At 64.5% G+C, this 23,392-nt stretch carries 22 protein-coding genes; 11 read left to right on the top strand and 11 right to left on the bottom strand.

Annotated features, from left to right (window positions below):
* Positions 1-10 precede the first annotated feature (10 nt).
* Positions 11-385, top strand: a complete 375-nt coding sequence (locus tag H6P80_RS07255) for a VOC family protein (RefSeq protein WP_185800626.1) — start codon at positions 11-13, stop codon at positions 383-385.
* Here the strand turns inward: H6P80_RS07255 and H6P80_RS07250 are convergent.
* The 4 genes from H6P80_RS07250 to H6P80_RS07235 are packed head-to-tail and all read right to left on the bottom strand — an operon-like array spanning position 382 to position 4,603.
* On the bottom strand, positions 382-1,353 hold the full coding sequence (locus H6P80_RS07250; protein WP_185800625.1) for a threonine dehydratase: 972 nt from the start codon (positions 1,351-1,353) through the stop codon (positions 382-384). The two genes, H6P80_RS07255 and H6P80_RS07250, sit on opposite strands and share 4 nt — an antisense overlap.
* Before the next feature lie 2 nt (positions 1,354-1,355).
* On the bottom strand, positions 1,356-2,405 hold the full coding sequence (gene leuB / locus H6P80_RS07245; protein ID WP_185800624.1) for a 3-isopropylmalate dehydrogenase: 1,050 nt from the start codon (positions 2,403-2,405) through the stop codon (positions 1,356-1,358).
* A gap of 26 nt (positions 2,406-2,431) precedes the next feature.
* On the bottom strand, positions 2,432-3,046 hold the full coding sequence (gene recO / locus H6P80_RS07240) for a DNA repair protein RecO (protein WP_185800623.1): 615 nt from the start codon (positions 3,044-3,046) through the stop codon (positions 2,432-2,434).
* A gap of 57 nt (positions 3,047-3,103) precedes the next feature.
* Entirely contained in the window at positions 3,104-4,603 is a 1,500-nt protein-coding gene (locus tag H6P80_RS07235; protein ID WP_185800622.1) for a replicative DNA helicase, read from the bottom strand.
* A gap of 135 nt (positions 4,604-4,738) precedes the next feature.
* Here H6P80_RS07235 and H6P80_RS07230 point away from each other — a divergent pair, with 135 nt between their 5' ends.
* From H6P80_RS07230 to dcd, 4 genes are read left to right on the top strand one after another with little or no spacing between them, the layout of a single operon-like run.
* Positions 4,739-5,221, top strand: a complete 483-nt coding sequence (locus H6P80_RS07230) for a UPF0262 family protein (RefSeq protein ID WP_185800621.1) — start codon at positions 4,739-4,741, stop codon at positions 5,219-5,221.
* A 5-nt stretch (positions 5,222-5,226) separates the two neighbouring features.
* Positions 5,227-5,931: a glycoside hydrolase family 25 protein gene (locus H6P80_RS07225; RefSeq protein ID WP_185800620.1), complete on the top strand. Its 705-nt coding sequence runs from the start codon at positions 5,227-5,229 to the stop codon at positions 5,929-5,931.
* A complete protein-coding gene (locus H6P80_RS07220) occupies positions 5,928-6,614 on the top strand; it encodes a GH25 family lysozyme (RefSeq protein ID WP_328804947.1) in 687 nt (228 codons plus the stop codon). Before H6P80_RS07225 ends, H6P80_RS07220 begins: the two co-directional genes overlap by 4 nt.
* An 11-nt stretch (positions 6,615-6,625) precedes the next feature.
* The gene (gene dcd / locus H6P80_RS07215; RefSeq protein ID WP_185800619.1) at positions 6,626-7,180 is read left to right on the top strand and encodes a dCTP deaminase; all 555 of its coding nucleotides are present in this window, start codon (positions 6,626-6,628) and stop codon (positions 7,178-7,180) included.
* A gap of 69 nt (positions 7,181-7,249) precedes the next feature.
* Here dcd and H6P80_RS07210 read toward each other — a convergent pair whose 3' ends face one another.
* Entirely contained in the window at positions 7,250-7,618 is a 369-nt protein-coding gene (locus H6P80_RS07210; RefSeq protein ID WP_185800618.1) for a hypothetical protein, read from the bottom strand.
* Between the two features lie 201 nt (positions 7,619-7,819).
* Here H6P80_RS07210 and H6P80_RS07205 point away from each other — a divergent pair, with 201 nt between their 5' ends.
* Entirely contained in the window at positions 7,820-8,803 is a 984-nt protein-coding gene (locus tag H6P80_RS07205) for an MBL fold metallo-hydrolase (protein ID WP_185800617.1), read from the top strand.
* Here the strand turns inward: H6P80_RS07205 and rnr are convergent.
* On the bottom strand, positions 8,800-11,031 hold the full coding sequence (gene rnr / locus H6P80_RS07200; RefSeq protein WP_185800616.1) for a ribonuclease R: 2,232 nt from the start codon (positions 11,029-11,031) through the stop codon (positions 8,800-8,802). The two genes, H6P80_RS07205 and rnr, sit on opposite strands and share 4 nt — an antisense overlap.
* A 69-nt stretch (positions 11,032-11,100) precedes the next feature.
* On the opposite strand from rnr, the gene glpD reads away from it, so the two are divergent.
* From glpD to H6P80_RS07185, 3 genes are read left to right on the top strand one after another with little or no spacing between them, the layout of a single operon-like run.
* Positions 11,101-12,588 (top strand): glycerol-3-phosphate dehydrogenase, encoded by a 1,488-nt coding sequence (glpD, locus tag H6P80_RS07195; protein WP_185800615.1) that lies wholly within the window; start codon positions 11,101-11,103, stop codon positions 12,586-12,588.
* Positions 12,585-14,054, top strand: coding sequence for a glycerol kinase GlpK (gene glpK / locus H6P80_RS07190; RefSeq protein WP_185800614.1), 1,470 nt, complete (start codon positions 12,585-12,587; stop codon positions 14,052-14,054). The genes glpD and glpK overlap by 4 nt, the downstream gene beginning before the upstream one ends.
* Positions 14,055-14,071: 17 nt before the next feature.
* Positions 14,072-14,632, top strand: a complete 561-nt coding sequence (locus H6P80_RS07185; protein WP_185800613.1) for a cytochrome b — start codon at positions 14,072-14,074, stop codon at positions 14,630-14,632.
* Here the strand turns inward: H6P80_RS07185 and H6P80_RS07180 are convergent.
* Entirely contained in the window at positions 14,629-15,678 is a 1,050-nt protein-coding gene (locus tag H6P80_RS07180; RefSeq protein WP_185800612.1) for an enoyl-CoA hydratase/isomerase family protein, read from the bottom strand. The two genes, H6P80_RS07185 and H6P80_RS07180, sit on opposite strands and share 4 nt — an antisense overlap.
* A 114-nt stretch (positions 15,679-15,792) precedes the next feature.
* Between H6P80_RS07180 and H6P80_RS07175 the strand changes: the two genes are divergently transcribed.
* The gene (locus tag H6P80_RS07175; protein WP_235973741.1) at positions 15,793-17,241 is read left to right on the top strand and encodes a coniferyl aldehyde dehydrogenase; all 1,449 of its coding nucleotides are present in this window, start codon (positions 15,793-15,795) and stop codon (positions 17,239-17,241) included.
* A 52-nt stretch (positions 17,242-17,293) separates the two neighbouring features.
* Positions 17,294-17,581, top strand: coding sequence for a hypothetical protein (locus tag H6P80_RS07170; RefSeq protein ID WP_185800611.1), 288 nt, complete (start codon positions 17,294-17,296; stop codon positions 17,579-17,581).
* A gap of 54 nt (positions 17,582-17,635) precedes the next feature.
* On the opposite strand, the gene H6P80_RS07165 is transcribed toward H6P80_RS07170, so the two are convergent.
* The 4 genes from H6P80_RS07165 to scpA form a co-directional block, all read right to left on the bottom strand.
* Positions 17,636-19,618 carry an acetyl-CoA carboxylase biotin carboxylase subunit gene (locus tag H6P80_RS07165; RefSeq protein ID WP_185800610.1) on the bottom strand — a complete coding sequence of 661 codons (1,983 nt, stop codon included), beginning with the start codon at positions 19,616-19,618 and terminating at the stop codon, positions 17,636-17,638.
* A 190-nt stretch (positions 19,619-19,808) separates the two neighbouring features.
* On the bottom strand, positions 19,809-20,204 hold the full coding sequence (locus H6P80_RS07160) for a lysozyme inhibitor LprI family protein (RefSeq protein ID WP_185800609.1): 396 nt from the start codon (positions 20,202-20,204) through the stop codon (positions 19,809-19,811).
* Between the two features lie 4 nt (positions 20,205-20,208).
* A complete protein-coding gene (bioB, locus tag H6P80_RS07155; RefSeq protein WP_185800608.1) occupies positions 20,209-21,213 on the bottom strand; it encodes a biotin synthase BioB in 1,005 nt (334 codons plus the stop codon).
* Positions 21,210-23,345: a methylmalonyl-CoA mutase gene (scpA, locus tag H6P80_RS07150; protein ID WP_185800607.1), complete on the bottom strand. Its 2,136-nt coding sequence runs from the start codon at positions 23,343-23,345 to the stop codon at positions 21,210-21,212. The genes bioB and scpA overlap by 4 nt, the downstream gene beginning before the upstream one ends.
* Positions 23,346-23,392 lie beyond the last annotated feature (47 nt).

The raw sequence follows: 23,392 nt of genomic DNA, 5'->3' as shown, positions 1-23,392 counted from the left end.
AGAATTGATCATGGCCGTCTTCGGAATCCGCTTCTGCACCGTCAAACCCGAGGAAGATGCGCGCGGATTGGCGGATTTCCTCGGCGCGAAAGGCTGGGGAATCGGCGAGCGCGATATGGGCGAAGGCGATGGCTTTCAGGGCGCCGTCTTCCCGGCGGGAGAAGCGAGCTGGACCGAAATCTGGGCGGCCAGCGAGCATATGCCCGAAGGCATGATGCTCCATATCGTCGTCGACGATGCCGACGCCTATGCGCAAACCGCCAAAGCCAATGGCCTGGACGTCAAAGGCCCGATGGATATGCATGGCGAGCGCATCTATTTCAGCGAAGCGCCGGACGGATTGCAGGTGGCGGTGCTTTCGAAACTGCCGGAAGGCGCGGCCTAGGCCTGCGGCGTCCCGCCTGCCAGCACTTCTGCCGCCATCGACTGATCAATATTGCCGCCCGAAACGATCACCCCGACCCGCTTGCCGGCCATCGCGTCGCGTTCCGCTATCAGCCCGGCGAGGCTGAGCGCCCCGGCGCCCTCGACGAGATTATGCGTGTCCTGCCACAATATGCGCATCGCTTCGGCGGTATCGGCATCGTCCACCGCCACGATCCGGCTCGCGCCTTCGCCATAAATGGCCAGCGCCTCGGCCACCGGCACGCGCACCGCCGCGCCGTCCGCAAAGGTTCGCGCCTCGTTGGTCTCGACCACCTTGCCCGCTTCGAAGGATAGCTTGGCGCCCGGCGCGCCGCTCGCAACGACGCCGATAATCTCGGTTTTCATGCCCAAGGCGTCGCGCGCAGCGATCGTCCCGCAAATCCCCGAGCCGCAGCCGATCGGCACATAGACGGCGTCGAGTTCGCCCGCCGCATCGAACAGCTCCAGCCCATAGGTGGCGACGCCGCGCGCCAGTTCCTTGTGGAAGGCCGGAACGGGCCACAGACCCCGTTCCTTGGCCACCCGCCCGGCCTCGACCCGCGCCTCGTCGAAATCGCTGCCATGCTCGATCAGCTCGGCGCCGAAGCCGCGCATCGCCCGGTTCTTCTCCTGCGAATTGCCATGGGGCACGTAGATCACCGCCTCCAGCCCCGCCACGATTGCGGCCCGCGTCTGCGCCTGGCCGTGATTGCCACGGGTCGCGGTGATGATGCCCGGCACCTCAGGATGCTCGCGTTTCAGCCAGTCGATATAGGTGATCGCGCCGCGGGCCTTGAAGGCGCCGGTCGGCGTGTGATTTTCATGCTTCACCCAGACTTCGCAGCCCAGCCGCTCGCCGAGCAGCGGCCAGGGATATTGCGGGGTCGGTGCCATCTCGCGGTGGACGCGCTCCGCCGCCGTACGCAACTCGTCGAGCGTGAATTGCACCGTCAGCTTCCGAGCGCGGCGATCACCGCGTCGCCCGCTTCGCGCGTCGAGGCGGTGCCGCCGAGATCTCCGGTACGCAGGCCGCCCGCCAGCGCGTTCGAAACCGCCGCCTCGATCCGGTCGGCGGGTTCGGGAAGCTGCAGCGAATAGCGCAGCATCATCGCGGCCGAGAGGATAGTCGCCAGCGGATTGGCCTTGCCCTGGCCGGCAATATCGGGCGCGGAGCCGTGGATCGGCTCGTACAGCCCCTTGCCCTGCGCATCGAGCGAGGCCGAGGGCAGCATGCCGATCGAGCCCGCGCACATGCTGGCAAGATCCGAAAGGATATCGCCGAACAGATTGCCGGTAACGATGGTGTCGAACTGGCCCGGCGCGCGCACCAGCTGCATCGCCGCATTGTCCACATAGAGATGGCTGAGCTCGATATCGGGATAGTCGGCCGATATCTCGATCACCACGTCGCGCCACAGCTGCGAGGTTTCGAGGACGTTGGCCTTGTCGACCGAACAGAGCTTGCCGCGGCGCGCCCGCGCCGTTTCGAAGCCGGTGCGCGCGATCCGCGCGACCTCGGCCTCGTTATAGGACATGATGTCATAGCCTTCGCGCAGGCCGTCCTCGGTCGTGCGCATCCCCTTCTCGCCGAAATAGACGTCGCCATTGAGCTCGCGGACGATCATCACGTCGATATCGCGCGCGATTTCCGGGCGCAGCGCCGAGGCGTCGGCGAGATCGGGGAAGAGATTGGCGGGCCGCAGGTTCGCGAACAGCGCCAGTTCCTTGCGCAGGCCGAGGATCGCCTGTTCGGGACGCAGATGCCGTTCCAGAGCGTCGCAATCGGGATCGCCGACCGCGCCGAACAGGATCGCGTCGGCGCGCTTCGCCAGATCCAGCGTGGAATCGGGCAACGGATGGCCGGACGCCTTGTAGGCCGCGCCGCCGACCGGCGCTTCCTCGAAGGCCAGCCCGTCGATGCCGAGCGTATCGAGCAGGCGCACCGCTTCGGCGATCACTTCGGGCCCGATCCCGTCCCCGGGCAGCAAGGCGATAAGCATGGGCATTTTCCTTCGTCCGATTCGGCTCAGGCCGCGCGTTTCAACCGCTCGACCAGTCTTTCGCGTGCCGCCATTACATCATTGCGGCGTTCGTCCAACAGGTCTCGCGCCAAAAAACGGCCGGTGAGCTTCAATCCCTCGAATATCGCCGACCAGTCGTCGCCGCCCTCAGGGATCGCCATGCGCTCGGGATCGAGCCCGAAGCCGAGCTCCTGAAGAATCAGCACTTCGTAGCGCACCAGCACCGAAGCCCAGCGCCGCGCGCTCGGCGCCGCCTCGATCGCCGAAAGTACGCCGTCCAACGCGTCGTGGATCCGCGGATAATCATGCCCCTCGGGCAGAACGGCGGCGGTGAGCGCGCAGACCCAATCGAGCGCGGAAGCGGCTAGCGGTTCGGCGTAGAGCCCCGAGCGGCTGGTCACCAGTTCGACGGTGAGCCCCGCCAGCTGCTCCTCGGTCCGCGCGCGAAATTCCGCCTCGACAACATTTCCCGCGAGCAGCACCGGCCGGACGCGCCGCGATCGCCCACCGCGCACATAACCGGCGACCAGCCCGTTTTCCGGCGTCATCAGCCGGGCGATAGCGCCATGCTCGCCATGCGGACGAACGGCGCAGACAAGGGCGCGGGTGCGAAGCTGCATCGAGATTGCTTAGAGGAACTTGCCGGTTCCGCGAAGGCGGGAATAACCGAGCGCTGACTAGTGCGACGGCCGCTGGTCGTCGTAGGCGAGATCGCTGAACTTGGTATATTCGCGGTCGAAGTGCAGCGTCACCGTGCCGGTCGCACCGTGGCGCTGCTTGGCGATGATGACCTGCGCCTTGCCGGCGATCTCGGCATTTTTCAGCTCCCAGGCCGAGCGCTTTTCGCGGTCTTCGGGCGAGCTTGTCTCGGTGACGAAGGGCGGCTCGGCAAAGCCGTGATAATAATCCTCACGATAGATGAAGAGCACGATATCGGCGTCCTGCTCGATCGAGCCCGATTCGCGCAGATCCGAAAGCTGGGGCTTCTTGTCCTCGCGCTGTTCGACCGCGCGGCTGAGCTGGGAGAGCGCCAGCACCGGCACTTCGAGTTCCTTGGCCAGCGTCTTCAGCCCGCGCGAAATTTCCGAAATTTCCTGCACGCGGTTGCCGTCGCTGCGGGCCGAGCCCTGGAGCAGCTGGAGATAATCGACGACGATGACGCCAATGCCGCGCTGCCGCTTCAGCCGCCGCGCGCGGGTGCGCAGCGCGGCGATGGTGAGGCCCGGCGTATCGTCGATATAGAAAGGCAGGCTTTCCAGCTCCGCCGCCGCCCGCGCAAGATCGCGAAACTGTTCCTGGCTGATATCGCCCTTGCGCAGCTTTTCGGAGCTGATCTTCGATTGTTCGGACAGGATACGCGTCGCCAGCTGGTCGGCCGACATTTCGAGGCTGAAAAAAGCGGTCGGAGCGCCGAGCGATTGCTCGATCCCGTCCTGCTGGTCGCGCAGGTAGCGCCGCGCGGTTTCGAATGCGATGTTGGTCGCCAGCGCCGTCTTGCCCATGCCCGGGCGCGCGGCGAGGATCATCAGGTCGGACTTGTGCAGCCCGCCGAAATGATGGTTGAGGCTCGCAAAGCCGGTCGTATAGCCCGAGACGTTGCCGCCCGAATTGAGCGCGCGCTGGGCCATCGACACCGCTTCGGTCGCGGCGGCGGCGAAGGTTTTCGTCGATCCGCTTTCGCCGCCCGCTTCGGCGACTTTGTAAAGCTCGACCTCGGCTTCCTCGATCTGGGTCTTGGGATCGACATCCTCGCTGGTGTCGACCGCCTTTTCGACCATCTCCCGCCCGACGCCGATCAGCGCGCGCAGCAGCGCCAGCTCGTAGATCTGGGTCGCGAAATCGCGGGCACCGATCAGCGCCACGCCGCTCTCGGTGATCTTCACCAGATAGCTGGTGCCGCCCAGCGCCTTGAGCCCCTCGTCGCTTTCGAGAATCGGCTTCAGGGTCACCGGATTGGCGACCATGTTGCGATCGACGACCATGCGGATGATCGCGTTGTAGATGCGGCCGTGCAGCGGATCGAAGAAATGGTCGTCGCGGAGGATTCGCTGGACGTCGTCGACCAGCCGGTTGTCGATCAGCAGCGCGCCGAGCACCGCGGCTTCCGCCTCCAGATTGTGCGGCAGCTGCGTCGGGCCGTTTTCATTGTCGGCGATCAGGGGAACGGGTTCAGCCATCCCCCCTTGTCGCGCGGATCGGCCTCGCGCTCAAGCCGACAAGCTTGTGGACGGCCTTGTGGAAAAGTTGCGAGGGGTTTCGTCCCGGGACTGCGCGATTGATTTTGTCCCGAAACTCCCCCTAAGCCCCGCAGCATGACCGATCCACGGATCATCGATGTCGCGCTCGACGAACGCACGATTATCTGGCGCAATGCCGATATCGAGCAGGAGCGCCGCATTGCCATCTTCGATCTGCTCGAAGGCAATCATTTCGAGCCCGCGAGAGACTATCCGGGCGGCTATGCCGGGCCCTACAAGCTCACCCTGCGGGTCGAGGAAGGGCGGCTGGCGCTCGATATCGCGGCGGAGAGCGGCGAACTGCTGGAAACCATCGTTCTCGGCCTCACACGTTTCCGCCGCCCGATCCGCGATTATTTCGCGATCTGCGACAGCTATTTCCAGGCGATTCGCCAGGCCACGCCGCAGCAGATCGAGACGATCGACATGGCGCGGCGCGGTGTCCACAACCAGGCGGCCGAGCTGCTCGTGGACCGGCTCGACGGCAAGGTTGCGGTCGACTTCGATACCGCCCGGCGCCTGTTCACGCTCATCTGCGTTCTGCATATCAAGGGGTAGCGAGGATGCGGACGGTAAAATGGCTCGGCTTCGTAGCCGTGGTGACTGGAATGAGCGCGCTGGCTGGATGGCAGATCGCGATTCGCTGGCATCCGTCTCCGGCGACATATCCCATACAGGGCGTCGATGTTTCGCGACACCAAGGCGATATCGACTGGCGGGAGATCCGAAGCGGCGGCGCGGATTTTGCCTTCATCAAGGCAACCGAGGGCGGTGATTGGGTCGACGGCCGTTTTGCTGAAAACTGGCGCGAAGCTGAAGCCGCCGGTCTGCGGCGGGGCGCCTATCACTTCTTCACGCTCTGCCGACCGGGACGAGAACAGGCGCAGAATTTCATCGACACCGTTCCGGTGGATGCCAACGCCCTGCCGCCCGTCGTCGATCTCGAATTTTACGGCAATTGCAGCGTACTGGCCGACCCCGAAACGCTGAGAAGCGAGCTGGCCGATTTCCTGGAGTTGGTCGAAGGCCATTACGGCCAGCGTGCCATCCTCTATGTGCTGGAGGATTTCGACGCACGCTATGCGATCATCGAGCATTTCGACCGCACCTTGTGGCTCCGATCGCTTGTCACGCTTCCCGATTACGGGGGCCGGGACTGGACGATTTGGCAAGCCTCGTCGTTCCGACATATGGACGGCGTCGAAGGACGCATCGACTGGAACGTTCTGGCGCCGGAAGCGACCTTGGAAACCTTGGGGGACTCGTGAAAACACTGAAATGGGCCGGTTTATGGCTGCTCCTCCTTGCGCTCTGCGGGGTGGTGCTGTGGCAGGTCGCGATCCGCTGGCAGCCGCCGACGAGCCAATATCCGATGCAGGGCGCGACGATCGAGGCGGCCTCGGGCGAGGTGCACTGGCCGACCCTGAAAGCGGCCGGCGCGCAATTCGCCTATATCATGGCGACCGATGGCGATGCCGGCCGCGATCCCGCCTTCCAGGCCAACTGGGCCGGGGCGCGCGAAGCGGGCCTGCGCTACGGCGCGATCCATCGCTGGCAGCTCTGCCGCCTCGCCGTCGACCAGGCGACCAACTTCATCGCCACGGTGCCGCGCGATCCCGATGCGCTGCCGCCCGCCATATTGCTCGATTTCGATCATAACTGCTCGGACCGGCCCGATGCCGAACCGCTGATCGCCGAACTCGCGACCTTCCTGTCGATGATCGAGGCGCACGCCCAGAGCCCGGCGATCCTATACGTCACCCGGGATTTCGACGCGGAATATGCGATCACCAGCCGGGTCGAGCGCAGCGTCTGGCTGCCGCGCCGGCTGTTCCCGCCCGATTTCGGCGCGGTGCCCTGGGTGATGTGGCAGGCGAGCGACATCCGGCGGATCGACGGTGTGGAAAACCCGGTGGCCTGGAATGTGGTGCGGCCGGAACAGGGAGGCTAAGGACTTTTCCCATGAGCATCATGGCCGACAGATGGATTCGCGAGCGAGCGCTTGAAGACAAGATGATCGAACCGTTCGAGGACGGTCAGCGCCGCGACGGGACGATCAGCTACGGCCTGTCTTCCTATGGCTATGACGCGCGCGCGGCCGACGAGTTCAAGATCTTCACCAATGTCGACAATGCGATCGTCGATCCGAAGAATTTCTCGTCGAACAGCTTTGTCGACCGGCAGACCGATTGCTGCATCATCCCGCCCAACAGCTTCGCGCTCGCCCGCACGGTTGAATATTTCCGGGTGCCGAAAGACATCCTCGTCATCTGCCTCGGAAAATCGACCTATGCGCGCTGCGGGATCATCGTCAATGTGACGCCGCTGGAGCCCGGCTGGGAAGGCCATGTCACGCTGGAATTCTCCAACACCACGCCGCTACCCGCCAAGGTCTACGCCAATGAAGGCGCCTGCCAGTTCCTGTTCCTGCAAGGCAACGAACCCTGCGAGACGAGCTATGCCGACCGGGCGGGCAAATATATGGGCCAGCGGGGCGTGACCCTGCCCAAGCTCTAGGCAAAAAAAGGGCCCCGCCGGAACGCTTCCGACGGGGCCCATTCCCGGCTAGAAACTGAAAGCCTGTGCCTAGCGCGCGCCGACCGTTACGCGGGACCGGAGCGCCGCGGTCGCCGCATCGTGCGACCAGACGGCTTGGCCGTTCGCGCCTTCGAGCATCACATTGTCGGCGTCGAGCACCTGCTCGAGCAGCGACGAGGCGCGGGCGACGCGATCGGTTTCGGTCATCACCGCGGCAAGGTTGAGCAGGGCCGAAATATCGGATCCGTTCGCGTCGAGACGGCGCACGAGGCGCTCCTCGGCTACCGAATAATCGGCGCGGGCGATGGCGTCCGCGGCATAGGGATCATAGCCGGTCGGTTCGGCGACCGGATAGGGCGCCGCCGACAGCGCTGCGGGGATTGCGCAAATGGCCGCAAAAGCGATTATCTTTTTCATGCGTCTCTCTCCTGGTTACGTTTGAATGACATCTTTATTACACTTTTATGACGTTTATGTAAACGTTGGATGACACAGGCTGGGGATCGAGGGTGCGACCGCGCAACAATCCACGAAAAACGGGCGGTGGTCGCGACAGCAAATTGCGAAATGCGCACCGTTCAATATAGTCTTGCGTCGGTGGCGACGGAGAGCTTGGACATGCGCGCGGCATTGCTAAAGATCGGCCTGGCGGCAGCGGCGCTTGCGCTGGCTGGCTGTTCGGGCGGCGAACCCGCGCAAACCCCAGAGGCCGAACCCGAAACCGCAGGGATCGAAATCCACCGGCCGTTCCGCCCCGGCCCGGGATCGGTCAACAGCTATTGGCTCGAAGGCGAGGACGAGGTGTTGGTCTTCGATGCCCAGAGCTCGCTCGCCAATGCCGAATATGTCGTCGAGCGGATCCGCGCCACCGGCAAGCCGGTCACCGCGATCGTCATCAGCCACTACGATCCCGGCCATTTCGGCGGCCTGCAAGTCTTTACCGACGCCTTTCCCGATGCCGAACTGCTGATGAGCGAGCCGCTGGCGGAAGCAATCGGGCGCGATCTTTCCGGCTATGTCGAACGGCTGCGCGAGACTTTGGGCGAAGACTATCGCATGCCCGCCGCGCCGAGCCGGACGATCGAAAACCGCGAAGAGCTGAGCGTATCAGGCGTGCCGGTGATCGTGCATATCGTCGCGGACAGCGAAGCCCCGTCGATCACCATGCTGGAAATTCCCAGCGAACGCGCGATCCTCGCCTCCGATCTCGTTGCCAACCAGATGCATCCCGATCTTAGCGATGCCGATATCGACAGCTGGCCGCGCGCGCTCGATCGGCTGGCGCGCGATTTCAGCGGCTACACCCTCTATCCGGGCCATGGCACGCCGGGGCCGGTCAACCTGCTCGCCGCGAACCAGATCGCCTATATCAGCTTCGTGCGCCGGCAGATGGAAAGCGAAGTCCTGGCCGACGACATCGCGACCGAGGCGGAAATCAACGCGGCGATTACGGCGATCCGGTCCAACTATGCAGGCTGGGAACAGGCGACCGATCGCCCCGCCCTTCTTCGCCGCAACCTGGAAGCGATCGTCGCGCAGCTGGGCGGCGAACTCGAACCCCGGCGCGCGCGCGAAGCCGAAGCCCAAGCCACCGACGACTAGCGCCGGCGGCGCGGCTTGCCGCGATCCTTCCCCCCGCGCGAAGGCCGGCGGTCGGCGCCGCGGCGCGGGCGCGAATCGGTGCCGCCGCCCTTCCCTTCGGGCAATTCGAAGCGCAGGCCGCCCGATACCGGATTGGCCTCGGCGAGGCGCAATTCCAGCCGGTCGCCCAGCGCATAGCGTGTCCCCGTCTTCTCGCCGACCAGCGCGTGATGATCCTCGTCGTAGCGATAATATTCGCGCCCCAGATCGCGCACCGGCAGCAGCCCGTCGCCGCCCAGCCCCTCGATCGTCGCGAAGAATCCAAAATTCTGGACGCCCGTGATCCGCGCATCCAGCACGTCGCCGACGCGCTCCGACAAATAGGCCGCGACATAGCGGTCGACGGTATCGCGCTCGGCCTCCATCGCCCGGCGTTCGAGCTTGCTGATCGCCTCGCCGGTCGCCTCGATCTTCTCGATCTCCTTGGGCGAAAGCCTTGTCGCCGCGCAGTCTGGGCCGAGGCCATATGCGCCGACCAGCGAGCGGTGGACGACGAGGTCCGCATAGCGGCGGATCGGCGAGGTGAAATGCCCATAGCTGCCGAGCGCGAGTCCGAAATGGCCGGCATTTTTCGGCGCGTAATAGGCCTGGGTCTGGGTTCGTAATATCTGTTCCATCACCTGCGGCCGGAAATCGGCTTCGCCGACCCGTTCGAGGATATGGTTGAAGGTTTCGGGGCGGATCACCTGACCGAGCGCCAGCGGCACGCCATAGGTATCGAGATATTCCTTCAGGGCGACGAGCTTCTCGCGGCTCGGCGGTTCATGGACGCGGTACATGACGGGTGCCGCCTTGGCCTCCAGCGCCTTGGCCGCCGCGACATTGGCGGCGATCATATAATCCTCAACAAGCCGGTGCGCATCGAGCCTCTCGCGCGGAGCGACCGACAGGATACGCCCCTTCTCGTCGAGCTGGATCCGCCGTTCGGGCAGATCGAGTTCGAGCGGCGCGCGCTTGCCCCGCGCCTTTTCCAGCGCCCGCCAGCAGGCCCAGAGCGGCCTTAGCGCGGTTTCCACCAGTTCCTCGTCGAGCCCGTCTTCGCCGTCGATCGCAGCCTGGGCGATTTCGTAGGGAATATTGGCCGCGATCCGCACCCTGGCGCGCGAGAAGCGCCAGCTCTTCACCTGCCCGTCCTTGCCGATGACGAGATGGCAGGCCATCGCCGCGCTGTCCTGCCCGGCCTTGAGCGAACAGGCCTCGGCCGAGAGTTTTTCCGGCAGCATCGGCACGACCCGGTCCGGGAAATAGACGCTGTTGCCACGCTTGCGGGCTTCCTTGTCGAGCGCCGAGCCGGGCCGCACGTAGAAACTGACATCGGCGATGGCGACGAGCGCGCGCCAGCCGCCCTTATTGTCTTCGGCCTCGTCCGGCTCCGCCCAGATCGCGTCGTCATGGTCGCGCGCATCGGCGGGATCGATCGCGACGATCGGGAGATGCGTCAGATCCTCGCGCTCACCCAGCGGCTCTTCGGCAATCCGGTTCGCCTCGGCCAGCACTTCTTCCGGGAAGACGTTGGGGATTTCGTGCTTGTGGATCGCGATCAGCGAAAAGCTTTTGGGCTCGAAAGGATCGCCGAGAATATCCGTCACCCGCGCGGTGATGCGCGGCGGCCGACCCGCCTTCTCCGCCATCACGAGATCGCCGACCCCCGCCTTGCCCGCGTCCGAAATAGGCAGGTCGCGCCGATCGCCCTTTTCAAGGCCCTTGAGCCAGAGCTTGCCGCCCTCTTCATGGACGACGCCCATCATTTCCGCGGCGCCGGGTTCCAGCGTTTTCATCGGATGGGCGATCCAGCCCTTGCCCGCCCGCTCGGTTCGCGCGAGCACCCGTTCACCGACGCCCAGCGCCCTGTGCCGCCGCTGCTCCTTCACCCGCAGCCGCGGCACCGGCGCATCGGAATCCCAGCGTTCGGGCTCGGCGTAAAGCTCTCCTTCATCGTCGACATCAACGATCCGCAGCACGGTGACCTTGGGCAGCCCGCCTGCCTTGTGCACGGCCTTGCCCGCGCCCTTGTCCAGCAGCCCCCTGTCAGCCATCCGCCGCATCATCGCCTTCAGTTTCACCTTTTCCTGCCCTTTCAGGCCGAAGGCGCGTGCGATCTCCCGTTTTCCGGCCGGTCGGTCGGAACTGTCGAGGAAATCGATGATCTGCTGTTCGCTGGGAAGGCCGGCGGGCGGTTTTTGGGGCATGGCCCGAATATAGGCGCCTCGGCGCATGCCCGATAGTGACGCGGCCAATTAATCCGCTAAGCTATTCCAATGACCTACGACCTGCTCGTAATCGGCGGCGGCATCAACGGAGCGGCAATCGCCCGCGACGCGGCCGGGCGCGGCTGGAAGACACTGCTCGTCGAGAAAGACGATCTTGCCAGCCATACCAGCTCCGCCTCTTCGAAACTGATCCATGGCGGCGTCCGCTATCTGGAATTCTACGAATTCCGGCTCGTGCGGAAGGCGCTGAAAGAGCGCGAAGTGATGCTGAAAAGCGCGCCGCACATCATCTTCCCGATGCGCTTCGTCTTCCCGCACAACAATTCGGTGCGCCCCTATTGGATGATCAGGATCGGGCTGTTCCTCTACGACATGATCGGCGGGCGGCGGACGCTGAAGGGCACGCGCAGCCTGGGCAAGGCGAACCCGCAATATCGCTCCCCCTTCTCCGATCCCCGGACGCGGGGCTTCGTCTATTCGGATTGCTGGGTGGACGATGCGCGGCTGGTCGCGCTCAACGCGCGCGATGCCGCCGACAGGGGCGCGGAAATCGAAACCCGCGTCGCGCTGCTCTCGGCGACGCGCACGGGCGATCTCTGGTCGGCGACACTGTCCGACGGTCGCACGGTGGAGGCGCGGACGCTCGTCAACGCCGCCGGCCCCTGGGTGTCGGAAGTGCAGGAGAGCCGGCTGGGCGCGCATGGCAAGGCGCATGTCCGGCTGGTGCGCGGCAGCCATATCATCGTTCCGCGCCTCTATGCCGGCGACCAGGCCTATATCCTGCAACAGCCCGACCGGCGGATCGTGTTCGCCATGCCCTATCTGGGCAAATTCACCTTGATCGGCACCACCGATATCGCGGTCGACAATCCCGAGGACGCGGTGATGGACACCGACGAGGTCGAATATCTGTGCCGCGCGGTGAACCAGTATTTCGCCGTTCAGATTTCCCCGGACGATGTGATCTCGCTCTATGCCGGCGTGCGCTCGCTCTACGATGATGGCGCCGCGGATTCGATGGAAGTGACGCGCGATTATGTGCTGGAGATGGATGGCGGGAACAGCACGCCGCCGCTGCTCTCTGTCTTCGGCGGCAAGATCACGACCGCCCGAGCGCTCGCCGAGGACGCCTGCAACCGACTCGCGGATGCGAGCCGGCTTGCCGGCGAACCCTGGACCAAGGCCGCGAAGCTGCCGGGCGGCGATCTCGGCATCGGGTTCGACGATTTCCTCGAGCAGATCGATGCGCGCTATCGCTTCCTCGACTGGGAAAATGCGACGCGCCTGGCCCGCGCTTATGGTTCGCGCCTCCCCGACATTCTCGGCGATGCCGAGAGCATGGACGATCTCGGCGAACATTTCGGCGCGGGATTGACGGCGCGCGAGGTGGACTGGCTGGTCGCCCATGAATGGGCGAAGACGCCGGACGACATATTGTGGCGGCGAACGAAGATGGGGCTGCTGATGAACGAGCAGGAACAGGCGCGCTTTACGGCCTATTTCGAAGGGCGTGTCGCCGCGGAGAGTGCGGCATGACCCAGCATATCGTCGCCATCGACCAGGGCACGACATCGAGCCGCGCGATCCTGTTCGACGAGGCCGGCAAACCGCTCAGCGTTTCCGCACGGGAATTTCCCCAGCATTATCCCCAGGACGGTTGGGTCGAGCATGATCCGGAAGATATCTGGCGCGATACCGTGGCCGCGGTGCAGGACGTGCTGACAGACGAAACCGTCGCGATCGGGATCACCAACCAACGCGAAACGGTGCTGCTCTGGGACAGGGAAAGCGGCAAGCCGCTCCATAACGCGATCGTCTGGCAGGACAGGCGCACCGGCGAAACCTGCCGCCGCCTCAAGGCCGAAGGCGCCGAGGAGATGGTTCGCGCGAAGACCGGCCTGCTGCTCGATCCCTATTTCAGCGCGACCAAGCTGCAATGGCTGCTCGATACCGTGCCCGGGGCGCGCGACCGGGCGGAAAAGGGCGAACTGGCCGCCGGGACGATCGACAGTTTCCTGCTGTGGCGGCTGACGGGCGGAAAATCCCACGCGACCGATATTACCAATGCCGGGCGCACCATGCTCTGCAATATTCATGAGGCCGCCTGGGACGAAGAGCTGCTGGAACTGTTCGGCATCCCTGCGAATCTCCTCCCCCAGATCCATGAAAATGCGGGAATTTTCGGCGAGACCGACCCTGCCCTGTTCGGCCGCGCAATCCCCATCGCGGGCATGGCCGGCGACCAGCAGGCCGCGCTGATCGGCCAGGCCTGCTTTTCGCGCGGCATGGTCAAATCGACCTATGGCACCGGCTGCTTCCTCCTGCTCAATACGGGCGGCGAGGCGGTGCGCTCCGAAAACCGGCTGCTGACGACGCCGGCCTATACGATCGGCGGCGAACGGGCCTTTGCACTGGAAGGATCGATTTTCGTCGCTGGCGCGGCGATCAAATGGCTGCGCGACCAGCTCGGCCTGATTACCGACGCGGCGGAAAGCGAGGACATCGCCCGCGCCGTCGCCGACGATCACGGCGTCACGCTGGTCCCCGCCTTTGTCGGCCTGGGCGCGCCGCATTGGGATCCCGACGCGCGCGGGCTCCTCACCGGGCTGACGCTCGACACCACCGCCGATCATATCGTCCGCGCGACGCTCGAATCGATCGCCTTCCAGACGCGCGACCTGCTCGATGCGATGCGCGCCGACGGCACCGATGTACCGAGCGCGATCCGGATCGACGGCGGCATGGCGCAGAACGCCTGGTTCGCGCAGTTCCTCTCGGACGTGCTGGCGGCTCCGGTCGAGCGGCCCGAAAGCCACGAAACGACGGCGCTCGGCGCGGCCTATCTCGCGGGTCTCGCCACCGGCGTCTGGCAGGGGCTCGGCGATCTTTCGGAGAAATGGCGGGCGGCAGCCCGTTTCGAGCCCGACATGGCGGAGAGCCGGCGGGAAGCATTGCTGGCCGACTGGCAGGGGGCGTTGCGACGCGCGATGCCCCAAAACTGACGGAGGAAAGGAACATCATGGCATCCGCAACCGGAAACGCGACCGCGCCCCGCTATTCAGGGGTAGCGATGCTCCTCCACTGGCTGATCGCCGCGCTCGTCCTCGCCAATATCGGCCTCGCCGAGCTGACCGAAGACCTCTCTCGCGCGGCCCGCGGCCCCTATATGGATATTCACAAGGCCTGCGGCATTTCGGTGCTCGCCTTGATGGTGATACGGCTCGCCTGGCGTATGGGCCACAAGCCCCCACCCTTTCCCGAAAGCATGGCCGGATGGGAAAAGGCGCTGGCGCGCACCACCCACTGGATATTTTACGGCCTGCTCATCGCGCTGCCGCTTTCGGGCTGGCTCTGGATGTCGACCATCCCGGCGCCGGTTTCCTATTTCGGCCTGTTCGGGGTGCCCGCCTGGCCGGTTGCGGGAAACGAGGCGCTGGGTGACGTCCTGCACGAGACGCACGAGATCATGGGCAAGGCGATATTCTATCTCGCCATCTTCCACACCCTCGCCGCGTTCAAGCATCTGGTGATCGACAAGGATGGCGTGTTCGGGCGGATGCTGCCGGGCCGCTCGGCCTAGAGCCGCAGCGGCGTCCACTCCTCGTCCTCGGGGAGCGGCGCGAAAATCTGGTCGATCAGACGGCCGCTGACGCCTTCGGGCGTTGCGGGATCCCATTTCGGATCATTATCCTTGTCGACGATTACCGCGCGCACGCCTTCGAGGAAATCGTGGCGCTGCACGACATGCGCCCCCACGCGATATTCGACGCGCATCTCGTCGGCGAAATCGCTGTGGTGCTTGCCCTGCGCCAGCAGGTGGAGCGAAACCTTGCAGGTTTGCGGCGATTTGGTGGCGAGCGCTTCGAGTTCCTTCATCGCCCAGTCCGTCCCTTCGGCCTTGAGCGCCGCGAGAATCTCCTCATATTCGTCCGAGGCGAAGCAGCGGTCGATGGCCGCGCGATTGCCCATGATCCGCGCCTCGGGCGGCGCGACGGCAAATTCGTCGAGGACCGCCGCGATATGGCGTGGATCTTCGGCGATCCGGACCTTCGCTTCGTCGAGCGCCTCGGCGGGGAGATAATGGGTCGCAAGGCCAAGCGCCTTGCACTCCGCCCCGTCGAGCCGCGCGCCGGTGAGCGCGAGAAACTGGCCAGTCCGCCCGGGAAGGCGCGAGAGATACCAGCCGCCGCCGACATCGGGGAACAGGCCGATCCCGGTTTCGGGCATGGCGAGGCGCGTATTTTCCGTCGCCACCCGATATTTGCACGGCAGCGCCAGACCGACGCCCCCGCCCATGGTGATCCCGTCCATGAAGGCGATCGTCGGCTTGGCATAAGTGAAGAGCAGATGGTTGAGCCGATATTCGGTGTGGAAGAAATCCCGCGCCTCCACGCCGTCCTTCGCGCCGCTTTCCGCCAACATACGGATGTCGCCACCCGCGCAGAAACCGCGACCATCGGCATGATCGATCAGCACCGCCTCCACCGCCAGATCGTCGCGCCAGCCCATCAGCGAATCGGTGAGCGCCGCGCACATTTTCGTCGTCAGCGCGTGCAGCGCCTTGGGGCGGTTGAGGCGCAGCCGCGCGGCCTTGCCATCCGTGCTGCTGAGGATTTCTTCGGTCATGGGAACGGCTTAGCGGCCCGGAAATGCGGCGTCACCCCGGCTGCGCAAACCCTCTATTCAAATGCGTCTCGCTTGCATAAAATTCAGTTTCAAAACGAAACAGGGGACGATGCCATGGCCGATGCCGATATGCCGCCGGTCGACACCGAGGCGATGCGCGCCGCGCTGGTAAAGCAGCGCGCGGCATTTACCGCGGAGCTGCCGGTAGGCGCCGATATGCGCAAGGATCGGCTGACGCGCGCGGGCCGGCTTCTGGTCGACAATGCCGAGGCGCTGTGCGCGGCGATGAGCGAGGATTTCGGCCATCGTTCGCGGGAGCAGTCGATGATGACCGACATCAGCTCGGCGCTCGGCGAGATCAAATATGCGCGCAAGCATGTCGAAAAATGGATGCGACCCGAAAAGCGCAAGACGCGTTTCCCGCTCGGCCTGCTCGGCGCGAAGGCGCGGATCGAATATCAGCCCAAGGGTGTGGTCGGCATTATCGCGCCGTGGAACTTTCCGGTGCAGCTGACCTTCAGTCCGCTCGCCGATGTGCTCGCCGCAGGCAACCGCGCTATGATCAAGATGAGCGAATTCACCCCGGCGACCAGCGCGCTCGTCGAAAAGCTGATCTTGAAGGCCTTCGATCCCGAAGAAGTCACTGTGTTCAACGGCGGGCCCGATGTCGGCCAGGCCTTTTCCGCGCTGCCTTTCGACCATCTGCTGTTCACCGGCGCGACGAGCGTCGGCAAGCATATCCTGCACGCCGCGGCCGATCATCTGACGCCGGTGACGCTGGAATTGGGCGGCAAGTCTCCCGTCATCGTCGGCGAGAGCGCGAATGTCGCGCGCACCGCGAGCCGGGTGACCCTGGGCAAGATGATGAACGCCGGCCAGATATGCCTCGCGCCCGATTACATGATGGTGCCCGAAGGCAAGGAAGAGGCACTGATCGAGGGCTTCCACGCCGCCGTCGCCGAGCAATATCCGACCCTCGACGCGAATGACGATTTCACGGCGATCGTCAACGACCGGCACTATGAACGGCTGCAGGGCTATCTCGCCGATGCCCGGGAAAAAGGCGCGATCCTTGTCGAGGTCAACCCGGGCAAGGAGGATTTCTCCGCCTCGAACACGCGCAAGATGCCGCTCACCCTCGTCCGTAACCCGACCGAAGACATGAAGGTGATGCAGGAGGAGATTTTCGGGCCGATCCTGCCGATCAAGACCTATCGTTCGGTCGACGAGGCGATCGCCTATGTGAACCTGCACGATCGGCCGCTGGGCCTTTATTATTTCGGCCAGGACAAGGCCGAGGAACGCCGGGTGCTGTCGCGCACCATTTCGGGCGGCGCGACCGTCAACGACGTGATCTTCCACATCGCGATGGAAGAGCTGCCGTTCGGGGGCGTGGGACCTTCGGGAATGGGCGCCTATACCGGCCATGAAGGCTTCAAGACGTTCAGCCATGCCAAGAGCGTCTACAGCCAGCCGAAGATGGACGTGGCGAAACTCGCGGGCATGAAACCGCCCTATGGCAAGACGACCAGGGCAACGATCAAGCGCGAACTAAAGATTTGAGAGCCAATCGGGTGTCTGATATCATCGCGCCATATATTTCGGGAGGCAGACAATGAAATTGATCCTATCGGCGGGGCTCGCGTTCGGCGCCATCGCAATCGCACAGGCCCCGGCAGCAGCGCAGGACGCCGAGGCACCGACGACAGACGTGGCAGACGAGGCCGAACGCCTCGATCCCGATGCCGTGCGCTGCGAACGGCGCGCGGTAACCGGCTCGCGGGCCCGGCGCATCCGGGTTTGCATGACCAACGCGCAGTGGGAAACCCTGCGCCGGGACGGCAATCGCGACGCTACCGACACGATCGACAACGGCACGCGCATCGGCCTGCGCGGCGGCTAGCCGAATCGCGCGAGTGGAAGGAAATAAAGCCCGGGCGACGCTCCGGGCTTTTTTCTATTCGAATTCCATGATGACATCGTCGGCAGCAAGGCTTTCGCCTTCGCTGGCGCTGACCGTGGCGACGATGCCCGCCTTTTCGGCGCGCAGGATATTCTCCATCTTCATCGCCTCGACGACCGCGAGCGGCTGGCCGGCCTCGACCTTGTCGCCCGCCTGGACATGCAGCGCGGTAATCAGGCCCGGCATCGGGCAGATCAGCATCTTCGATAAATCGGGCGGCTCCTTCTCGATCATGTGATCGAAAAGATGCGCGAAATGCTGGGGCAGCGCGCGCGCGGCATGGCTCGCCCCGCGCGTCGTGAGGGTAAAGCCATAACGGCCGGCGGCGATCTTCACCGCCAGCGCCTCTTCGCCGAACTCCGCCTCGATGATCCGCTCGCCCGGCGCATAGGCCATGGCGAGCGCCATCGCCTCGCCATCGACAGAGACATCGTCGAGATCGACATGCACATCATGCGTCACGCCGTCGATCGCGACCGCCCAGTCGGCGGGCGGGCGCAGCTCGCCGTCGAGCTGGCCCGAAATCCGCCGGGCGCGATCCGAATAGGCGGTCGCCGCAAAGGCCGCGATGGCCGCGAGGCGCTTGCGCAGCGTCTCGTCGGCCGGCGCCCCCTGGAAGCCGTCGGGATATTCCTCGGCGATGAAATTGGTGGTGATCTCGCCGGAGCGGAAGCGCGGATGCTGCATCAGCGCCGAGAGAAAATCGAGATTATGGCCGAGACCTTCCAGCTCGAATCTGTCGATCGCCTCGATCTGCAGGTCGATCGCCTCTTCGCGCGTCGAACCATAGGTGACGAGCTTGGCGATCATCGGATCGTAGAACATCGAAACCTCGCCGCCCTCGGCCACCCCGTCGTCGACGCGCACCCCCGCGCCCTCTTCCGGCGGATTATAACGAACGAGCCGCCCGATCGAGGGCAGGAAGCCGCGATAGGGATCTTCGGCATAGACGCGGTTCTCGACCGACCAGCCGTTGAGTTCGATATCGTCCTGCTGGAAAGGCAAGGCCTCGCCCGCCGCGACGCGGATCATCTGTTCGACGAGATCGACGCCGGTGATATTCTCGGTCACCGGATGCTCGACCTGCAGGCGCGTGTTCATTTCGAGGAAATAGAAGCCCTCGCCGGTCGTATCCGCGCCCGACACGATAAGCTCGACCGTCCCGGCGCTGTAATAGCCGACCGCGCGGGCCAGCGCGACCGCCTGCTCGCCCATCCGCTTGCGCATTTCGGGCGTCACGAAGGGCGACGGCGCTTCCTCGACGACTTTCTGATGCCGGCGTTGGATCGAGCATTCGCGCTCGCCCAGATAGACGATATTGCCCTGCTGATCGCCGAGAACCTGAATCTCGATATGGCGCGGCTGCTCGATGAATTTCTCGATGAACACGCGGTCGTCGCCGAAGCTCGCAAGCCCTTCGCGCTTGGTCGCCTCGAAGCCTTCGCGGACATCCTTTTCTTCCCATGCGAGCCGCATGCCCTTGCCGCCGCCACCGGCCGAGGCTTTCATCATCACCGGATAGCCGATCTCGCTCGCGATCTTCACCGCCTCATCGGTATCGGCGATCTCGCCCAGATAGCCCGGCACGACATTGACGCCGGCTTCCTTGGCGAGCTTCTTGGATTCGATCTTGTCGCCCATCGCCGCGATGGCGTTGGCCGGCGGGCCGATAAAGGCGATGCCCGCCTCGGCCAGAGCATTGGCGAAGTTCTCGCGCTCCGAAAGAAAGCCATAGCCGGGATGCACGGCCTCGGCCCCGGTCGCCTTGCAGGCCTCGATGATCTTGTCGGCGAGCAGATAGCTCTCCGCCGCGGGCGGCGGGCCGAGATGCACGGCCTCGTCGGCCATCATGACATGCGGGCTCCGGGCATCGGCGTCCGAATAGACGGCGACCGTGGCGATCCCCATCTTCTTGGCGGTGCGCATCACGCGGCAGGCAATCTCGCCGCGATTGGCAATCAGGATTTTTGTAAACACTAGCTCTTGTCCGGAAGTTTGGTGATTAGGATTAACGTGGCAAACCACAGAAAACCGCCAGCTACGACCATCGTCCACGGTGACATCGCTGCGGTCTCGGTTTCCGCAGGCACCGCGCCCAGAGCCGGCGCGGCAAATACGCAGGCCAAGGCGACCGGCAGATGCCGCGCGATCATAGGCCAATATGCCATCATTGATCCTCGATCATCAGTGCGCGCAGCTCTTCGATCCGCTCGCGCGTCATCCGCGTCTTGCAGGCATGGAAGAGCAGCGGCTCCGCGGTGCCGCCGCGCATATGATAGGCCCAGACGCCGCAATGCTCGTCGCGCAAGGTAATCCAGGCGCGCTGCGCGGCGCGCAACCGTTCTTCGCCCGATGGGCGTTCGTCCCACGCAAACTCTTCGGACAGATGCGTGCGGACATAGTCCAGCACCACCGGCCATGTTGCGTTGAGTTCGGCATCGGCCTGTTCGAAATCCCAGGCGGCGCAGGCGTTCATCATTTGCTGCGGCAGGTTGCCGCTGTCAGCGCAGGTGGTGGCGTTAGGTATGAATTGCATCGCGGCGAGAAGGATGGGGCCGAGCATGATCCTATTCCGCCGCCACCAGGTCCGCGCGCGCCGGTTCCTCGCCTTCCAGCGGAACGAGGCCGAGCTTTTCGAACAGCGCCGCATCGGCATCGTCGCCGCGATTGCCGGTAGTCAGCAGCTTGTCGCCGGTGAAGATGCTGTTCGCGCCGGCCATGAAGCACATGGCCTGCACGGCCTCGCTCATGCTTTCGCGCCCCGCGGAAAGACGCACCATCGCGCGCGGCATGGTGATCCGCGCGGCGGCGCAAGTGCGCACGAACTCAAGATCGTCGATCCGAGCCTCTGGAATGTCGTGGAGCATATCGCCAAGCACGGTCCCCTTTACGGGCACCAGCGCGTTCACCGGCACGCTTTCGGGGTGGCGCTCCAGAGTCGCCAGCGCATGGATGAAGCCGACGCGATCCTCGCGCGTCTCCCCCATGCCGACGATCCCGCCCGAGCAGACATTGATCCCGGCATTGCGGACATTGTCGAGCGTCTCGATCCGCTCCGCGAATGTCCGCGTCGTGATCACCTCTTCATAGCGTTCGGGCGAGGTGTCGATATTGTGATTATAATAATCGAGGCCCGCATCGCTGAGCATCTCCGCCTGTTTGGGCGTCAGCATGCCCAAGGTCATGCAGGTTTCCATGCCCATCTGCCGCACGCCCTTCACGATCTCGACGATCGCGGGCATGTCCCGATCCTTGGGGTTGCGCCAGGCCGCGCCCATGCAGAAGCGTTGCGAGCCCGCATCCTTGGCCTGCGCCGCCGATTGCAGCACCTGCCGCACATCCATCAGCTTGGTCGCCTTGACGCCGCTATCGGCGTGCTTGGACTGTGAGCAATAGCCGCAATCCTCGGGGCAGCCGCCGGTCTTGATGGAAAGGAGCGTGCACAGCTGCACCTCGCCCGCCGCATGGTTCTCGCGGTGAACGGTCTGCGCGCGCCACATCAACTCGTGGAACGGCAAATCGAAGAGCGTCGCGATCTCCTCGCGGGTCCAGTCGGTACGGATTTCGGTCATTCGGCGGCCTCGTCGAGCGGGGGAAGATTATGGCCGAGAAGCTTGAGGACTTCGCCGGCCGCGTCAACCAGATTGGTGCCCGGGCCGAAGATCGCCTTGACCCCTGCTTCGCGCAGAAACTCGTAATCCTGTTGCGGGATGACGCCGCCGGCGATCACCTTGATATCGTCGCGCCCGGCATCGGCAAGCTTCTGGATCAGTTCGGGGATCAGGGTCTTGTGTCCCGCAGCAAGGCTCGACGCGCCGACGACATCGACATCCTTCTCGATCGCCCATGCCGCGGTTTCCGCCGGCGTCTGGAACAGCGGCCCGGAGACGATCTCGAAGCCGAGATCGCCGAACGCGGATGCGACGAGATTGGCGCCGCGATCATGCCCGTCCTGCCCCATCTTGGCGACCATCATGCGCGGCTTGCGCCCCAGCCGCCGCTCGACCGCCTCGACGCCCTCGCCGGCGCGCAGCCAGCGCGGATCGCCGTCATAGGCGCCGCCGTAAATGCCGCTGACCGGATGCGGGACAGTATCGTAACGGCCGAAAGCCTCCTCCATGGCGCTCGAAATTTCGCCCAGCGTGCAGCGCGCCCGCGCGCAATCGACCGCGAGCGCGAGCAAGTTGCCGCCCCCTTTCGCGCCTGCGGTCATCGCCTCGAGCGCCGCTTGCGCGCCATCCTCGTCGCGCTCGCTCCGCGTCTTTTCGATCCGCGCAATCTGGTCGCGGCGGACGCGGGCCGTGTCGATATCGAGAATGTCGATCTCGGCCTCTTCTTCCAGTCTATATTTGTTGACCCCGACGATCACCTGTTCGCCGCGATCGACGGCGGCGGCCTTGGCGGCGGCAGCTTCCTCGATATGGCGTTTCGGCAGCCCCTCGGCGACGGCTTTCGTCATCCCGCCCGCGGCCTCGACCTCCTCGATCAGCTCCCAGGCCTTGTCGGCCAGTTGCTGGGTCAGGCTTTCGACATAATAGGAACCGCCCAGCGGATCGGCGACATGGGCGATGCCGCTTTCCTCTTGCAGCACCAATTGCGTGTTGCGCGCGATCCGGGCCGAACGGTCCGTCGGCAGCGCAACCGCCTCGTCGAAGGCGTTGGTGTGGAGGCTCTGCGTCCCGCCTAACGTCGCCGCCATCGCCTCGATCGTCGTGCGGATGACATTGTTGTAGGGGTCCTGCTCGGTGAGGCTCACCCCGCTCGTCTGGCAATGGGTACGCAGCATCTTCGATTTGGGGTTTTCCGCGCCGAAATCCTCCATGATCGAATGCCATAGCTTGCGCGCCGCGCGCAGCTTGGCGACCTCCATGAAGAAGTTCATGCCAATGCCGAAGAAGAAGCTCAGCCGCGGCGCGAAACTGTCCACCGGCAAGCCCTGCGCCATCGCCGCGCGGACATATTCCATGCCGTCGGCCAGCGTATAGGCGAGCTCCTGCACCGCCGTCGCCCCGGCTTCGTGCATATGATAGCCGCTGATCGAAATCGAATTGAAACGCGGCATATGCTCTGCGGTATAGGCGATGATATCGGCGACGATCCGCATCGAGGGTTCGGGCGGATAGATATAGGTGTTCCGCACCATGAACTCTTTGAGGATATCGTTCTGGATCGTGCCGGAAAGCTGGTCCTGCGATACCCCCTGCTCTTCCGCCGCGACGATATAGAAGGCCATCACCGGGATCACCGCGCCGTTCATCGTCATCGACACGCTCATCTGGTCGAGCGGGATCTGGTCGAACAGGATCTGCATATCGGCCAAGGTGTCGATCGCGACCCCGGCCTTGCCGACATCACCGGTCACCCTCGGATGATCGGAATCATACCCGCGATGCGTGGCGAGATCGAAGGCGACCGACAGCCCCTTCTGCCCCATCGCGAGATTGCGGCGGTAAAAGGCGTTGGAATCCTCTGCCGTCGAAAAGCCCGCATATTGCCGGATCGTCCAGGGGCGGCCGGTATACATCGACGCGTAGGGCCCGCGCGTGAACGGTTCGAAGCCCGGCAGGCCGGGGTCCAGCGCATCGTCCACGCCATAAACCGGCTTTACGGAAATACCCTCGGGCGTCTCCCAATCGAGATCGCGCCCCTTCACTTCCCCGGCGGCGCGCTCCCGCCAGTCTTCGATGGTCGGTTTGTCAGTCATATCCCGCTTCAATAACCGCCTGCACCCTGCTTGTCGAAGGGCAGTGA

The organism is Parasphingopyxis marina (assembly GCF_014237875.1).
GTDB classification, from domain to species: Bacteria; Pseudomonadota; Alphaproteobacteria; order Sphingomonadales; family Sphingomonadaceae; genus Parasphingopyxis; species Parasphingopyxis marina.
This window is presented reverse-complemented; position numbering and strand designations above follow the sequence as displayed.

What these genes read in the sequence shown, in the direction of transcription:
- H6P80_RS07175 (WP_235973741.1), top strand. Translation starts at nt 15,793, where the DNA reads ATGGCCGATGCCGATATGCCGCCGGTCGACACCGAGGCGATGCGCGCC.
- leuB (WP_185800624.1), bottom strand. Translation starts at nt 2,405, where the DNA reads ATGCTTATCGCCTTGCTGCCCGGGGACGGGATCGGGCCCGAAGTGATC.
- H6P80_RS07160 (WP_185800609.1), bottom strand. Translation starts at nt 20,204, where the DNA reads ATGCTCGGCCCCATCCTTCTCGCCGCGATGCAATTCATACCTAACGCC.
- dcd (WP_185800619.1), top strand. Translation starts at nt 6,626, where the DNA reads ATGAGCATCATGGCCGACAGATGGATTCGCGAGCGAGCGCTTGAAGAC.
- recO (WP_185800623.1), bottom strand. Translation starts at nt 3,046, where the DNA reads ATGCAGCTTCGCACCCGCGCCCTTGTCTGCGCCGTTCGTCCGCATGGC.
- H6P80_RS07225 (WP_185800620.1), top strand. Translation starts at nt 5,227, where the DNA reads ATGCGGACGGTAAAATGGCTCGGCTTCGTAGCCGTGGTGACTGGAATG.
- H6P80_RS07170 (WP_185800611.1), top strand. Translation starts at nt 17,294, where the DNA reads ATGAAATTGATCCTATCGGCGGGGCTCGCGTTCGGCGCCATCGCAATC.
- bioB (WP_185800608.1), bottom strand. Translation starts at nt 21,213, where the DNA reads ATGACCGAAATCCGTACCGACTGGACCCGCGAGGAGATCGCGACGCTC.
- H6P80_RS07205 (WP_185800617.1), top strand. Translation starts at nt 7,820, where the DNA reads ATGCGCGCGGCATTGCTAAAGATCGGCCTGGCGGCAGCGGCGCTTGCG.
- H6P80_RS07210 (WP_185800618.1), bottom strand. Translation starts at nt 7,618, where the DNA reads ATGAAAAAGATAATCGCTTTTGCGGCCATTTGCGCAATCCCCGCAGCG.
- H6P80_RS07180 (WP_185800612.1), bottom strand. Translation starts at nt 15,678, where the DNA reads ATGACCGAAGAAATCCTCAGCAGCACGGATGGCAAGGCCGCGCGGCTG.
- H6P80_RS07255 (WP_185800626.1), top strand. Translation starts at nt 11, where the DNA reads ATGGCCGTCTTCGGAATCCGCTTCTGCACCGTCAAACCCGAGGAAGAT.
- glpK (WP_185800614.1), top strand. Translation starts at nt 12,585, where the DNA reads ATGACCCAGCATATCGTCGCCATCGACCAGGGCACGACATCGAGCCGC.
- H6P80_RS07230 (WP_185800621.1), top strand. Translation starts at nt 4,739, where the DNA reads ATGACCGATCCACGGATCATCGATGTCGCGCTCGACGAACGCACGATT.
- H6P80_RS07235 (WP_185800622.1), bottom strand. Translation starts at nt 4,603, where the DNA reads ATGGCTGAACCCGTTCCCCTGATCGCCGACAATGAAAACGGCCCGACG.
- H6P80_RS07185 (WP_185800613.1), top strand. Translation starts at nt 14,072, where the DNA reads ATGGCATCCGCAACCGGAAACGCGACCGCGCCCCGCTATTCAGGGGTA.
- glpD (WP_185800615.1), top strand. Translation starts at nt 11,101, where the DNA reads ATGACCTACGACCTGCTCGTAATCGGCGGCGGCATCAACGGAGCGGCA.
- rnr (WP_185800616.1), bottom strand. Translation starts at nt 11,031, where the DNA reads ATGCCCCAAAAACCGCCCGCCGGCCTTCCCAGCGAACAGCAGATCATC.
- scpA (WP_185800607.1), bottom strand. Translation starts at nt 23,345, where the DNA reads ATGACTGACAAACCGACCATCGAAGACTGGCGGGAGCGCGCCGCCGGG.